Annotated in this window: 12 protein-coding genes; 3 read left to right on the top strand and 9 right to left on the bottom strand. The window is 46.3% G+C overall.

Annotated features, from left to right (window positions below):
* The first annotated feature begins 153 nt into the window (after nucleotides 1-153).
* Complete coding sequence (locus tag CLV82_RS09530; protein WP_133644072.1) at nucleotides 154-1,008, top strand: hypothetical protein; 855 nt, start codon at nucleotides 154-156, stop codon at nucleotides 1,006-1,008.
* Between the two features lie 166 nt (nucleotides 1,009-1,174).
* Nucleotides 1,175-2,017: a DUF2911 domain-containing protein gene (locus CLV82_RS09535; protein ID WP_133644073.1), complete on the top strand. Its 843-nt coding sequence runs from the start codon at nucleotides 1,175-1,177 to the stop codon at nucleotides 2,015-2,017.
* A 46-nt stretch (nucleotides 2,018-2,063) separates the two neighbouring features.
* Here the strand turns inward: CLV82_RS09535 and CLV82_RS09540 are convergent, their stop codons facing one another.
* From CLV82_RS09540 to CLV82_RS09570, 7 genes are all read right to left on the bottom strand, one after another.
* Nucleotides 2,064-3,770 (bottom strand): sodium:solute symporter family transporter, encoded by a 1,707-nt coding sequence (locus CLV82_RS09540; protein WP_133644074.1) that lies wholly within the window; start codon nucleotides 3,768-3,770, stop codon nucleotides 2,064-2,066.
* Nucleotides 3,771-3,874: 104 nt separating this feature from the next.
* Entirely contained in the window at nucleotides 3,875-6,406 is a 2,532-nt protein-coding gene (locus tag CLV82_RS09545) for a PIG-L family deacetylase (protein WP_133644075.1), read from the bottom strand.
* Between the two features lie 77 nt (nucleotides 6,407-6,483).
* Entirely contained in the window at nucleotides 6,484-7,029 is a 546-nt protein-coding gene (locus CLV82_RS09550) for a mechanosensitive ion channel domain-containing protein (RefSeq protein WP_133644076.1), read from the bottom strand.
* Between the two features lie 3 nt (nucleotides 7,030-7,032).
* Nucleotides 7,033-7,992, bottom strand: a complete 960-nt coding sequence (locus tag CLV82_RS09555) for a septum formation inhibitor Maf (RefSeq protein WP_243744181.1) — start codon at nucleotides 7,990-7,992, stop codon at nucleotides 7,033-7,035.
* Nucleotides 7,993-8,022: 30 nt separating this feature from the next.
* Entirely contained in the window at nucleotides 8,023-8,613 is a 591-nt protein-coding gene (locus CLV82_RS09560) for a Maf family nucleotide pyrophosphatase (protein ID WP_317128282.1), read from the bottom strand.
* 13 nt (nucleotides 8,614-8,626) lie between these two features.
* On the bottom strand, nucleotides 8,627-9,139 hold the full coding sequence (locus tag CLV82_RS09565; protein ID WP_133644078.1) for a KdsC family phosphatase: 513 nt from the start codon (nucleotides 9,137-9,139) through the stop codon (nucleotides 8,627-8,629).
* Nucleotides 9,123-9,887 carry a Rossmann-like and DUF2520 domain-containing protein gene (locus CLV82_RS09570; RefSeq protein WP_133644079.1) on the bottom strand — a complete coding sequence of 255 codons (765 nt, stop codon included), beginning with the start codon at nucleotides 9,885-9,887 and terminating at the stop codon, nucleotides 9,123-9,125. Before CLV82_RS09570 ends, CLV82_RS09565 begins: the two co-directional genes overlap by 17 nt.
* Nucleotides 9,888-10,080: 193 nt before the next feature.
* Between CLV82_RS09570 and ccsA the strand changes: the two genes are divergently transcribed.
* Entirely contained in the window at nucleotides 10,081-13,269 is a 3,189-nt protein-coding gene (ccsA, locus tag CLV82_RS09575; protein WP_133644080.1) for a cytochrome c biogenesis protein CcsA, read from the top strand.
* Between the two features lie 3 nt (nucleotides 13,270-13,272).
* On the opposite strand, the gene CLV82_RS09580 is transcribed toward ccsA, so the two are convergent.
* Nucleotides 13,273-14,091, bottom strand: a complete 819-nt coding sequence (locus CLV82_RS09580) for a membrane metalloprotease (protein WP_133644081.1) — start codon at nucleotides 14,089-14,091, stop codon at nucleotides 13,273-13,275.
* Between the two features lie 116 nt (nucleotides 14,092-14,207).
* Entirely contained in the window at nucleotides 14,208-15,050 is an 843-nt protein-coding gene (locus CLV82_RS09585; protein WP_133644082.1) for a GNAT family N-acetyltransferase, read from the bottom strand.
* Between the last annotated feature and the right edge of the window lie 53 nt (nucleotides 15,051-15,103).

Consider the following 15,103-nt stretch of genomic DNA (forward strand, 5'->3'; position numbering starts at 1 on the left):
AATGTTAAACAAATAGTAAATATGTATAAGTTGAACTCCTGGTTGCAGTAAGAAGTCGTTAAACTGCTCTTAAATATAAGGTGCTAAGGGCGTAGCTGTTGGCACCTTGGTTGATGAATTCGTAATTTTGCCCAAATTTGACCAATGCCTGCTATGCTACCATTTTTGGTTTATCTCTGGATCGTAACTTCCCTGCAGTTACAGCAGCCTACCCGGCTTGTGGCAAAGCTGCCGTCGCAAGTAAAGGAAACATCAGGCCTGGCTTATTTTGACGGAAAATTGTATACCCATAATGATTCCGGCAGGAAAGCCCAAATCTACCAGATAGATGAAAAGACAGGGGAGGTGATCCGTGCAGTGGATATTCTGAATGCTGAAAATCGTGATTGGGAAGACATGGATGAGGATACGGACTATGTTTACATTGCAGATATTGGGAATACTTTTGGAGATCGGGAAGACCTTGTCATCTACAGGGTTGCCAAAACGGATCTTGAGAGGCAGTCCGAAATCACTGCAGATCGCATTGAATTTACCTATGAGGATCACACGGATTTAAAAAGAGTAGGGCGCAGTGACTGGGATGCCGAAGCCATTGTGGCATTTAACGACCAACTCCTGGTATTTACCAAGTCGTGGAGAACCGAAACTACCCGAGCATATACTATTCCCAATTCACCCGGCAAACATACTGCAAGTCATGTCGGTACCTTCACTATTAACGGGTTGGTCACGGGAGCCACGTACAACGCTGAATCTGACGTCATATACCTTTCCGGTTATTCCCAATTGTTACAACCTTTTGTAGCCAGGGTTTCCGGTATGAAAGCGGAGGACATTTTTGCAGGGGAGGTCCGCAAAAAAAGACTGGATATTAATTTTTCTCAAGTTGAAGGGATAGCTACTGCAGGACCCAACCGCTACTATCTCTCTTCAGAAAATTTCACCGCCTTTGATGCCAACCTGTATATGATAGACACCGAAGACAGTTCTGCAGGGAGCAATTAATTAGCAGTAAAAGAGTAGTAGGTCAGCTCCCAACCTGTATGGTCTGCACAAAGCCCCATAACACCACATCTGGCGGAGGGTCCCGTCCTTTATTTAAGGATTCCTTAACAAATGCAGCCTCGCATTATAACTAGATTTGTAGGTATACGAACTAATTTCAAACAAAATGAAAAGAATTACTTTATTCCTGTCCACTGTACTACTGACCTTGGGCATGAGTGCCCAGATCTCGGCACCAGCGCCCAGTCCGACTTCTACCCTTGAACAGAAAGTAGGACTCACCGATGTCACCGTAGAATATTCCCGTCCTTCGATGCGCGGCAGAACTATTTTTGGGAACCTGGTTCCTTATAACGAATTATGGCGTACCGGTGCCAATGAAAATACCAAGATCACCTTCAGCGATGATGTAAAGATCGGCGACCAGACCCTGAAAGCAGGTACCTATGCAATTTTCACCAAACCGGGTGAACAAAACTGGGAAGTTATTTTCTATTCGGATACCAACAACTGGGGTACTCCCCAATCATGGGATGATGCAAAAGTTGCTGCCAAAACAACTGCAGAGGTTCATAGCATGGAAATGGATGTTGAGACGTTTACGATCACTTTAGATGACCTTCATAACAACGGTGCTACCCTGGGAATTATCTGGGATAATACTTATGTGGGAGTTCCTTTCACGGTACCAACCCAGGAAAAGGCTATGGCCAGCATCGATCGGGTAATGAACGGACCTGGTGCGAATGACTATTACGCTGCTGCCAGCTACTACCTGGAAGAAGGTAAAGACCTGGAAAAGGCTAGCAAATGGATAGATAAGGCAGTGGAAATGAATCCTGACGGGTTTTGGATCATGAGGAAACAATCCCTTATCTATGCCAAGTTAGGAAAGAAAGACAAAGCTATAGAAGCTGCAAAGAAATCCCTTGCTGTGGCTAAGAAAGCAGGAAATCAGGATTACGTGAAGTTAAACCAGGATTCGCTCAAGGAGTGGGGTGCAATGTAAACTTTCACTAAAATCATTGAAAAGCCCGGGTTTTGCCCGGGTTTTTTTATGTCTCTATGGGAGGGTTCTTCAGCAGGCGATCAAATCCTTCCAGGACGAAGGCAATCAGTATCACCAGTGCACATCCAAAGGCATTGAGCCAGAGGTAAGACATCCAGTCCCAGTACCATCCGACGATCACGATCACCTGGGTCACCAGGGCGGCAATAAATACTGCGTTCCCCTTAACATACTTAAAGAAGAAGGCAAGCAGGAAGATTCCCAGTACATTCCCGTAGAAGATAGAACCAATGATATTCACTAACTGTATCAGGTTGTCGAACAGGTTGGCCACGCAGGCGATTATTATGGCTATGATACCCCAGACCAGGGTGAAGAATTTAGACACCTTTACAAAGTGTTCCTGGGTAAATTCACCGGGTTTATATCGCTTGTAGAGATCCAGCGCACTGATAGTGCCCAGTGCATTAAGTTCGGAAGCTGTAGAGGACATGGCAGCCGAAAGGATAACTGCCAATAAGAGTCCGATCAGTCCCCTTGGCAACTGGTGCAGGATAAAATGGATAAACACATAGTCCTTATCATTGGTCTCTACCGCATTATCAGCCTTATTGATCAGCGTCCTTGCAGCCGCCCGGTTGTTCTTTTCCTTTTCATTGATCTCGGAGATCCTTTTTTCGGCCTCCATGATCGCCGCGTATTCTTTTATTTCCAGGGCCGAAGCAAATTGGTCCTGGGCTATTTTCTTATCCTGTTCTATCTCCCGGTGTCCCTCGATGAGCATTTGGTAATCTTCTGCATAAGGAGATTCCATTACAGCATTGGTCGCGGCGGGGTTAAAGTTCAGGGGAGAACTGTTGTATTGATAAAAAACAAACACCATGATCCCGACGAGGAGTATAAAGAATTGCATCGGAATTTTTAAGACCCCGTTGAAGATCAGTCCAAGTTGCATTTCACGAACCGATTTCCCACTGAGATAGCGCTGTACCTGGCTTTGGTCGGTTCCAAAATATGCCAGCATCAGGAAAAGTCCACCGGTTAAACCGCTCCAGATCGTATACCTGCTGTCTGTATCCAGGTCAAAATTCAGGATCTGTAATTTACCATTGGCCCCGGCAATTTTTAGCGCCTTTCCAAAGCTGATATCCTCCGGCAGGTAGCCGAGGATAAAGAAGAATGCTACGAACATCCCGGACATGATGATGAACATCTGTTGTTTCTGGGTAACACTGACTGCCCTTGTACCGCCCGTAACCGTGTATATGATCACCAAGATACCTATTATGATATTCAGAGTTCTGAGGTTCCATCCCAGGACTGCCGAAAGGATAATAGAAGGGGCAAAGATGGTGATCCCGGCAGCCATACCTCTTTGTACCAGGAAAAGAATAGCGGCCAGGGTCCTGGTTTTAAGGTCAAAACGGTTTTCGAGGAATTCGTAGGCCGTATATACTTTAAGCCTGTGATAAATAGGGATAAAGACCATGCAGATGATGATCATTGCCAGGGGGAGCCCAAAATAGAATTGAACAAAGCCCATCCCGTCGTGGAATGCCTGTCCAGGGGTAGAGAGGAAGGTGATGGCACTAGCCTGGGTAGCCATTACCGATAAACCGATGGTCCACCAGCGGGAGGTGTTACCGGCGAGAACGTAATCCTTTACATCTTTACTCCCCTTTGTCTTCCATACCCCGTAGGCTACGATGAAGATCAGGGTTGTCGCTAATATGAACCAGTCCAGTGTTGCCATATCAGCTGAAGGTCGTCATTAGGTAATAGAAAATCAGTATGTATACGGCGTTTAGTATCAATACCCAGCTATACGCTTTTTTCCAGACGAATTTTTCTTCCATGCTAACCTTTTGTGGCCTGTTTTTCAGTCCTGGACTTGTTGCCCAGTGATAACATATTGGCAAATAACTTGTAGGCCCCGGGGACGCCGGCGGGGAGTTCCCTGAAGAAACTCAAGCCAGTGTAAATATAATGGCCTTTTCCGTAAGGGGCCACCAATAGGGAACCTTTTTTAGGTGATTCCCCCGGATCATGCATGGAGAGGATAGGCGTAAAGGCCTTGTCCCATGAGCCCGGGAAGTAGAGCCCTCGTTCCTGTACCCAGCCTTCAAAATCTTTCTGACTGATGGTATTAGGTTTATTGACCAATGGATGTTCCGGCGCGATGATCTCTACCGGGGCATTTTCATCAGATACACGGTCACGGGAGAGCTGAAGGGGATAAGGTGCTAAGTAATCCATATCGGCATCCCTGCGCCCGGCTGTGTTATACTGCAGGATAAGGTTGCCTCCTTTCTTTACATAATCAAACAAAAACGGTTGCTTAAACCTTAGTTCATCCACGACATTGTACGCCCGGATACCAACCACAATAGCGTCATATTTATCTAGACTACCCGTTTGAATGGTTGCAGGATCTATCATACTCACCTTGTACCCGATCTGTCGCAGGCTCTCGGGAACCATGTCGCCCGCCCCTTCAATATACCCTATATTCTCACCGGCTTTCCTGATATCCAATCGTACGACTTTGGCACTGGCAGGTAAGAGTACAGACTGGGTGGGGATATGGTCATAATCGATGGTAACCAGTTCGCGGCTGAGCTTTTTCCCCTCGATACTGATAACAGGTTTAATCTCGCTTTCACTCTCCGTGGTTGGGGAGCTAAGTGAAAAATTAACTGTGATCTCGTCGCCTTTATTGGCTATTTCAAAGGGAATACTTGTTTCTTCTGTTTTCCAACCGTCTTTAGTTTCCAGCGCGATGCTGCCTTTCAGGTTATCCCGGTTGGCTCTGATTCGTACCGGGATCAAATGGGGGTACCCGTTGGTGTAGATAAATACAGGTTCACTGAACCGGGCTGTTACTTCCGGTAATATTTCAAAAGGCCTGTAGATCTCACCTTTATCCGGTTCCGAGTATTTGTGAATAATGGGCCGGGTTACCCGGATCTGATATCCTTCAATATCGAGGGTGAAAATTGCTTTGAATTCTCTCGGGGTTTCGGGTTGCCCGATCATTGACCTGTCTTCCACCTTGTACATCCCGAGGCTCCCTTTCTCATTCAGCCAGTAAGGACTTGTGTAGGATGCATCTCCCGGTATTTCCAGGGATAGGGTTTCAGAGAATTTCTGGTTGTCTTCCAGGAGTTTGTTATAAGATTTTTCAGGGATCGAAGTCAGGGCTACTGAGGACAGGCTAACCCGGTTCTTACTGCGGTTGAGGACCTCCAGTTCCACGGCCACTGTTCCCCCGGGGTAACTGCTTGGTTCATCGGCCACAGCTTCCAGGAACAATCCGCTTACCGAAAGGATAATTGCTTCCAGCTCCTTTAGCTTTTGGGTTTTCCAGCTGCCCTCTTCCAGGCTGCTCAATAATTTATGGGCTTTGATCAGTTCCGGCAGATGGGTTGATGGATCCTTGAAATTGAAATTCGCTTCAACAGGGTACAATATCTCGCCAATTTCCCTGCCACCTTCTATCCGGGACCAACTGGTGTCAACTCCTTCGAACAGGTTCTTTGCTGAGCTGAAAGAATCCCCTTTCAGTAATTCTATATACTCGTTTTCTGATCCGCGTTGCAGCATCCGACCAAACCCCTGGCTGAGATGTTGGCTGCTGGCCTGGGCTGCAATCTCGTTGTTGGATTTTCCTAGCACCGGGTAGTAGATCCCGGTATCAAAGGTGATCATATTCGATTTATCCGCTTTTTCAAAATTCTCCTGGCTTCCGTAAAACCACCAGGATGTGTTAAAGAAAAGTCTTTTGGGTTGCCACGGGTCTACTTTATCCAACTGATCAGGGTATGATGATGGGTCCCCTGCCAGGTCAAAAGCTTCTGTGCTTAACATAGCGGAAGATGTATGGTGCCCGTGGGTAGATCCTGGTGTCCTGTGATCAAAACGGTTGATAATGACATCAGGTTGAAAATTGCGTATCACCCATACGACATCACCCAGAACAGCTTCTTTATCCCAGATTCTCAATGTCTCATCTGGATGCTTGGAATAACCGAAATCATTGGCCCGGGTGAAGTATTGTTCCCCACCGTCCACGCGGCGGGCTGCCAGTAATTCCTGTGTTCTTAAAACCCCGAGCAGTTCTCGTAATTCCGGACCTATCAGGTTTTGCCCTCCATCTCCGCGGGTAACAGAAAGGTAGGCTGTCCTTGCCTTCTGTTCCTTAGACAGGTAAGCGATCAGGCGGGTATTCTCATCATCCGGGTGTGCAGCAATATAAAGGGCTCTTCCCAGGAAATTCAGTTCTTTAAGGCTCTGGTAAATATCGGACGAAGCTTGTGGTGGGGGTGCCTGGGCCAGGATAGGCAGAGATAGACAATGTAATCCAAAAAGGAAAACCAGGAGAATGCGCATGTTGGGTCAGGTTTTGTTGGTAATCAAATATAGAAACTTTAACAGCGAAGCTTTTTCATTTAAAACTTCTTTAACAGTTACAGGGCATCGCTGCCGTCACGGGAATGGTCATATGTACCTATAAGTGAAACAGCCTTTTGGAGCAGGAGGTTGTTGGGGTATGTCATAAGTTCGCCATTATCTTTCCTGAGGTGGATGTGGTATGCACGGATATCCTCTATCAGGAGGCTGCCTTCATAATCGATCTCCTTATCAAAGATCTTTATCCGGTCGCCGATCTTGAACGGGAAAGTGAAAAACAGGATAACTCCTGCAGTCACATTACTGATGATAGACCAGGAAGCGAAAAGTGCCACCCCGATAACCGCGAAAATGGAGGAGAATACTAACCCGATATCCCGGATGTTAACTCCCCAGACGAATATTATAGCCACAATACCCAGGAAGGTTATGCCGAACGAAAGATATTTGATAATGAGGCGGGTCCGGATCTCGTGGATGTCACTGATCCTGCCAACCTTGCGTACTGTTTTTGTAATTCCGTATTTCAGGACCAGCACCAGCAACAGGATGACCCCCGTACTGGCTAATTCGTTCTTAAAGGTGAATAGTAATTCTTTCATAAATTATTTTAATCCAAGGCTATCCCGCAAAATTACATCCTTATTCCTGTTTCTCTGCCAATAAGGGATTTTCATTGTTTTTATTTTTTTTGCACTGGAGGTCATCATTTGAGCAGCATCACCAAAACCACTTTTATAGGTCTCAGACCAACCTTCTATCACGTAGGGGAAATCCGGGTTGTACGTGATCTTCAGCGTGCGTTGTAGTTCCGGGTATTCCAGTTCGTAAACCATGAACTCTCTGTTTTTAGTCAGACTGGCATTAGCGGGATATGCTTTTAATTCCCGGTGGGCCAGTCTCAGGTATTCCAATGCCGGAATGGCCAAAATTTCCCCGGTGGGGAGGCTTTCCGGGTCAACCCGGAGTTGGGTCCATAATTCATTTTCCAATACATCCTTGTCCAGTTTCAGCTCCTGGTCCCCTTCCGATTCAAAATAGGAATAGGCACTTACCTCGTACTGCTCCCTGTTGTTGATCTGTGCGAATACCTGTCCGCACCATTCCTGTACACTGTTGGTAACCTTCAGGGCATGCTCCTGCCCGTCCAGCGGGAAGAAAGTACTGGTCATTATAGAGTAGGGGTAGATCCCGGTTACGAACTTTTTCGTACTGTTCAACTTGAGAACCGATATATTGGATGGGTTGTTACCATCAGCTTTTACCTGTTTGTCTTCGAGAAAAGGTTCCGTAACATAGATGAGAACAGCATCACCTTCGCGCCGCTCGCCGTACCGGGCCTGTTCCAATTCATACGAGGTGATCTCGGCCAGTCCGGCAAACCAATAGGATTTAAATTCTGCCGTTAATTGGAAAGCTTTTGCCTGTTTTTCCGGCGATGTGGCTGCATTGTTCCCTGCGTTTTCCGCAACCGGCTTCCCTGCTTCCGGTTTACAGGAAAACAGGTACAGCAGTATTACGGCAGGCATCAAGTAAACTCCGTAACTGGTAGCTTTTCTCATCATTAAGTTTTTTATAAAAGTACCGAAATAGGTTTAGCTTGCCATATGTATTAACATATCGCATACCAGGGTCGTGGGCAGGCCTACCACGTTGGTATAGGATCCCCTGATCTCTTCGATGGCTACCAAACCGATCCATTCCTGGATACCATATCCCCCGGCTTTATCGTACGGCTGGTATTCGTCCACGTAATATTCAATTTCAGCACTGGAAATTTCCCGGAAACGTACGCCAGTGGTACGGTGGCCGATCATCCTGTCTTTTACCGAGCTGACACAGACCGCGGTTATTACCTCGTGCCATTCCCCTGATAAGGCCTGTAACATCCTGATCGCTTCTTCCCGGTCACCCGGCTTCGGAAGCATTCGTTCCCGATGCCAGACGATGGTGTCTGCTGTCACAAGGAGCTCTTTATCCGACAGCCCGGGTGCCTGGGCTTCAGCCTTAAGCTCGGCGAGGTACTCAGCAATTCCGGCTCCCGTTAAATGCTCAGGTGCAATTTCCTCGACCGGTTTCAACCGGAGTTCACAAGGGATTCCCAGTTCTTTAAAAAACTGCTGTCTCCTTGGGGAAGCAGAGGAAAGGATAACCTTGTGATCTTGTAATAGTGCTTGTAACATCATCTGCTAATTATGCTTAATCATGTACCGGCCAGTCACCCCTTACTTTCAGCACCTGCTCGATGACTTCCCTGACACATCCTTCGCCACCTGATCTATGCGAAACATACCTGGCAATAGCCTTTACTTCGGCAACGGCATTTTGCGGACACACCGGCAGACCAACTCTTTTCATGGCAGGGATATCCGGAAGATCATCACCCATGTAAAGAGTGTTGGATGCTTTCTTTTCGTAAATATCCATATACTCGTCCAAAGCTTCCTCTTTAAACTGCACCCCCAGGTGGATATCTGTGACCCCAAGGTTCTGCAAGCGTTTCCGGACACCTTCATTCTTACCCCCGCTAATGATGCATACTGCATAGCCTGCATCCACAGCGGTGCGTATGGCAAAGCCATCGAGCATATTCATCTTCCTCAGTAATTCTCCTTCCGTGGTCACCAGGATGTTGCCGTCGGTCAATACGCCGTCTACGTCAAAAACAAAGGTGTCGATGTCTTTTAATTGTGTCTTATAACTTGTTTCCATAATTGATTTGGATCGATTTGCTGATCAGGCGGTAAATATCTTTATGTAGTTCGTTTTCCAGTAAGTCAATGTGTTTGTCCATAGTGCCCGTATCAGATCTCCTGGCAGGTCCGGTCTGGGCTTCCCCGGGTGACAGTTCCTCTACTTTCGAGGTCGTTTCCCTGATCAGGGGCCGGAGTAACTCAAAATCAAGTTCCTTCTCCACAAGGATATCCTGTGAAATTTTTAAGAGATGATTCGTGAAATTATTGGCGAATACTGCCGCGAGGTGCAGGTAGCGCCTTTGATCACTGGACACCTCTACCACTTTTTCGGAAAGAGTGAGTCCTAACCTCCTGATTTGTTCCAGGTCTGCTTTATGTTTGCTCTCGATACATATAGGGATCTCGGAGAAATTTGCACGTCGTGAACTGCTGAAGGTTTGTAAAGGATAGAACACCCCGCTTCGTTGTCCCTTGTTAAAGACGTCTAATGGTAGATTCCCGGCCGTATGCAGTATCAATTTATCGTTGACAGGTAGTTGCATGGCAACCTCCCTGACAGCATCGTCGCTGACCGCCAGTATGTAGATATCTGCATCGGGATTTACCTGGTTTATTGAAGTGGTGGAGGTAAATGAGGAAAATGAACGGAGTTTTTCCGGTGATCTTCCGGCGACCTGTATCACTTCTACTTCTTTAGCTGATCTCCAGGTATGGAACAACTGCAGCGCTACGTTCCCTGTGCCGATAAGGACGACTTTTATCATGCGGTAAAAATACACATTTAATAAAATCCGCTTTAATTAAAGGGGAGTTGAGTCCGGTATAAATACAGGAGGCTGGTCAGTTGACAGCCCTCACCACGGTCGTTCTCCTACAAAGATGTTAATTTGGCCTAAAATAGTTGTAAATGCTGTATTTTTGCAGCCTGAATATGTAAATGCAAAGCATTCAGCCATAATGACAAACATCTTCAAGAATTTCTTGTTCTCCACCCGATTTACCGCAATACTTTTCATCGCATTTGCCACGGCAATGGCATTTGGAACTTTTATTGAGAGTTGGTACAGTACTGAAACAGCCAGGATCTGGATCTATAACGCAACCTGGTTTGAACTGATCATGCTGTTCTTCGTGATCAATTTTATCGGTAATATCCAAAGGTACCGGTTACTGAGAAAAGAGAAATGGGCTGTGCTGATGCTTCATGTTTCCTGGATTCTGATCATCCTAGGGGCATTTGTTACCCGTTACATCAGTTTTGAAGGGATGATGCCCATCCGAGAAGGCCAGACAGAGAATGTATTTTATTCGGATAAGACTTACCTCACCGCTTTCGTAGACGGTGAAATAGACGGAAGTGTTAAACGTAAGACCCTGGAAGACGACCTGATCGTAACTTCTGAAGCCATGAAATCTAACCTGCCATGGAAAGGGGATTTTGGCGGTCAACCTTTCCGGATCAGTTTCGTGGAATTCATACGCGGGGCTAAAGAAGGCCTTATTCCCGGTGATGAAGGCCAAACCTACCTCAAAATTGTTGAAGCTGGTGATGGGAACAGGCATGAGCATTTTCTTGAATCAGGAAAGGTGGCGAGTATTCATAACGTGCTTTTTGCTTTAAACAAGCCCACAGACGGAGCTATTAATATTTTGCAGGAGGGTGAGGACTACCAGATACGATCTCCTTTTGAAGGAGAGTACCTGAGGATGGCCGACCAGCAGCGTGGAACTTTGATCAAGGACAGTCTCCAGACACTCCAGCGAAGGGCCCTGTATACGGTAGGGGGTATGCAGTTCGTAATCCCGGACCCGGTTGTGAAGGGAACTTACGGGGTGGTTCGCATTCCCGATGATGAGATTACAGATGTCAGCCAGGATGCTTTGGTTTTAGAAGTAGAAAGTAATGGGGAAAAAGTCCGGAAGAAGGTGCTGGGCAGTAAAGGTTCCATAAATTTTACGGATAAGTTTGAAGTGGGCGGCCTGGAATTTACCCTTGGGTATGGTTCTAAAGTACACGAACTTCCCTTCAGTATCACCCTGAATGATTTTATAGCGGAGAAATACCCCGGAACAGAAAAAGGATATGCATCTTTTATGAGTAAAGTGACCGTAAATGACGAACGATCGTTTGATTATGACATCTACATGAACCACGTACTTGATCACCAGGGGTATCGTTTTTTCCAGGCCAGTTTTGATCCGGATGAAAAAGGTACCGTGCTTTCGGTCAACCATGATTTTTGGGGCACCTGGATCACTTACATCGGTTATTTCCTGCTTTATGTTGGATTAATGGGGATCATGTTCTTTGGTAAAACCCGTTTTAAAGACCTTGCAAATTCATTGGAGAAGTTAAAAAAGAAAAAGGCAGCCCTGACGGTAACAGTATTCCTGCTATGCGGGATGACGGCCTTCGCCCAGGAAGGTGACGATCATGTACACGACATGTCCCCGGCACAAAGACAGATAGATTCGCTGATAAAAGCCACCACTGTTGATAAGGAACATGCCGAAAAATTCGGGAAACTTGTCATCCAGGATGACGGAGGCCGAATGAAGCCGGTCAATACTTTTTCTTCAGAGTTGCTGCGGAAACTCAGTTTTAAGGATTCTTATAAGGACCTTAATTCGGACCAGGTTTTGCTGTCCATGATGATGAACCCCCCGGCCTGGTATAATACCAATTTTATTGCCCTGGATAAGAAAGGTGCCAATGACAGTATTCGCCATGTGATAGGGGTACCGGAAGACCAGGATTATGTAAAGGCAACCGACTTTTTTGATGAAAAGGGGCAGTATAAACTGGCCAGTTACCTGGAGGACGCCTATGCCACCAATACTCCGGATAAATTTCAACAGGATTTTAAAGATGTCGATCTCAGGTTGGGATTACTGAACAGGGCATTGAGCGGTGAGATCATTAAGGTCTTTCCCCTGCTTAACGACGAAAATAACAAATGGATCTCTGCCACGGAGTTCAGGTCAGGCACCTACCAGGTAGGAGATTCGTTATACGCCAATTTTGTAAGGAATGCTGTGCCGTATTACCTGATGTCGCTGAGGGAAGCGACAAAAACAGGTGATTATTCAGAAGCCGATAAATTACTTGCCGCTTTTGAACAGAACCAGAAGAACCACGGGCAGGAGATCCTGCCTTCCCCGGAAAGGGTAGAGGCAGAGGTCATTTACAACAAACTGGACATCTTTAACCGGCTATATAAATATTACGCTCTGGTAGGACTACTGATGTTCGTGGTTTTAATATTCCGGATATTTAAGGACAGGTCTTTATGGCGTGTAGCGACTTTCTTCTTTAAGGGAGTCATCCTGCTGTTCTTTGCCTGGCACACAGGCGGACTGATCCTCCGCTGGTATATATCCGGTCATGCCCCCTGGAGTGACGCTTATGAAAGTATTCTTTATGTATCCTGGGCGACTATGGGAATGGGGTTATTGTTAGGGCGAAAAAGCGAACTGACCATCTCAGCATCTGCATTTGTCACCAGTATGCTGCTGTGGATCGCTCACCAGAGCTGGGTAGATCCTTCTATCGCGAACCTGCAGCCGGTACTGGACAGTTACTGGCTGATGATACACGTGGCGGTGATCGTGGCCAGCTACGGACCTCTCACCGTAGGAATGATCCTGGGGGTAGTTTCCTTACTACTGATGATCCTGACCAATAAAAAGAATAAAAAACGAATGTCTCATGCCCTTAAAGAGCTGACCATCATAAATGAACTGGCGCTAACTGTAGGGTTGATCATGCTGACTATCGGGAACTTTCTGGGAGGTCAATGGGCTAATGAAAGCTGGGGCCGATACTGGGGATGGGACCCAAAAGAAACCTGGGCCTTGATCTCTATTATGGTCTATGCTTTCGTGGTACACACCAGGTTGATTCCCGGGCTCAGGGGGAAGTGGACCTTTAACTTCTTAAGTATAATCGCCTTTGCAAGTATTATGATGACCTATTTCGGGGTGAACTTCTACCTGGCAGGACTGCACAGTTATGCCAGTGGTGCACAGGTTATTACACCTTCATTTGTGTGGTATACCCTGGCAGGGGTAGGGGTGCTTGGAGCAGTAAGTTACTGGAGACATAGTATCCATTACAGTAAGAAGAAGTCGGTTAAATCTGCCTAGGGATCATTTCCCGCCGTTGGCGCGGAGATCTGCTATACATTGGTTATCCAGGGAAGGGATATTTCCCCCGGTAAGCATATCCAGAATACCTTCCCCGGTTTCAGCGGTCCAGTACATCAGGCAATTCTCGTCCGTACAGTGCCTGCCGTGCTCTGTGTCCTGGTGATCAGACTGCAAAGGTGCGCCCGCGTTAACGAGTCCCATAAGGTGTCCGAACTCGTGGTTGAGAACCGTTGATTCTAATACAGTTCTTGAGGGGCCAAAAGCCCTGTCACTGAATTCCTGGACAGAGGATTCAAACAGAGCAAAGGAGGTATTCCTGAAGGCTACGCCTAGCACGGTGCCATTCTCCGTGTTTCCTGTATATTCTGCATCGAGGAATATTCCCCAGACTGCGATCATACGATCGTCGTTATAAGCTGTCCTGTAGGTATTCTCAAGGGAGACGATATCATCAATACTGTATTGGTCCTTATTCGCTGATGGAATTTCTTCAAGTACCAGTTCTATGCCCGCGGGTTTATTCAGACGTTCTTCCAGGAAAGTCCTGAAGTTATCTATGGTTTGTTGCCCCGGCTCCATACCCGGCATATACTGGATCTCCAATTTGATCGAGGTAAAAGATTTGTCGGAGAGTAAAGCTTCGGAAGAACTTCCTGTACTCTGGCGATTGGCGTCTTTATTAACTTCCTGCTGATCCTGGCTATCTGTCTCTTCATTACCGGTCTGCATGGCATCAGTAGAACAAGAGGAAACTATTACGAGTAGTAGTACAAATGTAATAGCGTTCAGGGGGGCTCTGAATAATTGTATCAGCTTCATAGTTCAGGATTGGGGTAACTTAAAAACGGTTGTCTCTGGAAATTATTTTACTTGAAAAATCCGGTTAAACGGCTGCAATAGTCGTTTTTTTTAATCTAATTTTCAAATTTTTAAGCTCAAAGCTGTTGATACCAGACATTTACGCTTTCAAGGCTGCTGCCGATCAGGGTATTGTTCCTGAGTGTGCCGCCGCAATTAAAACCCAGTTTGCTTAAGGTGATATTCCGACCATAGGAAGTAGCCCTTGCCAGAACACATACAGAATTGAGTTCCTTTTCCCTGGCAATGCTGATCATTTTTTCAACGAGGTAATACGAGAGATTCTGTCCCCGGTGGTTAGGATGTGAAGCGAAATCGGATATCTCGGCATGTCCGAGTTCTGGGTAGATGTACATTCTCGCTGTTTCAACCAATCGGTCTTCCTCAAATATACCCCAATAGGATGCGCCTTTGTTAAATCCATCCTCCACTTGTTTTGCAAAACGGGAAGAGTAGGGGTAATCAAGATATGCGGCTTTATATAGATTTGTCACTGCCTCACTGTCCTGAGCACTTAATTCCCTCAGTTGAAAATTGCCTGACATTTTATAGGTGTTAGATGAGGCTACCGAAGCTTTGGCAATGGTTTTGACAGAATCGATGACCTTCTGCTCACGTTTTTCGCAATGTTTACGTTGCGGATCCAGGAATTGGGAAAGAAAATAGCCTGTAGTGGTACCTTCGAACAAACCGGGAATTTTAGCTTCTTCCTGGTAGCCTTTGGCCAGGAATGGTTCTATTCCCCATTCAGGCACCTTCCCGACAATCTTATCACATTCCAGTTCCTTTGCCATATGGTTCATCTTGTCGATCACTTCATCTATTGATTCGCGTTGGTAAAGGGTAACGTAAAGATTCCTGTTCCCTCCCCCGTGATGAACCAGGGCTCCGTCTATTTTTTCCATTGAATCATATCCCATAAAGGCTGTATAATTTTCGGGTTAAAAGCAAGGCCACTTCCAATCACTGTTCA

Source organism: Zeaxanthinibacter enoshimensis (assembly GCF_004362865.1).
GTDB classification, from domain to species: Bacteria; Bacteroidota; Bacteroidia; order Flavobacteriales; family Flavobacteriaceae; genus Zeaxanthinibacter; species Zeaxanthinibacter enoshimensis.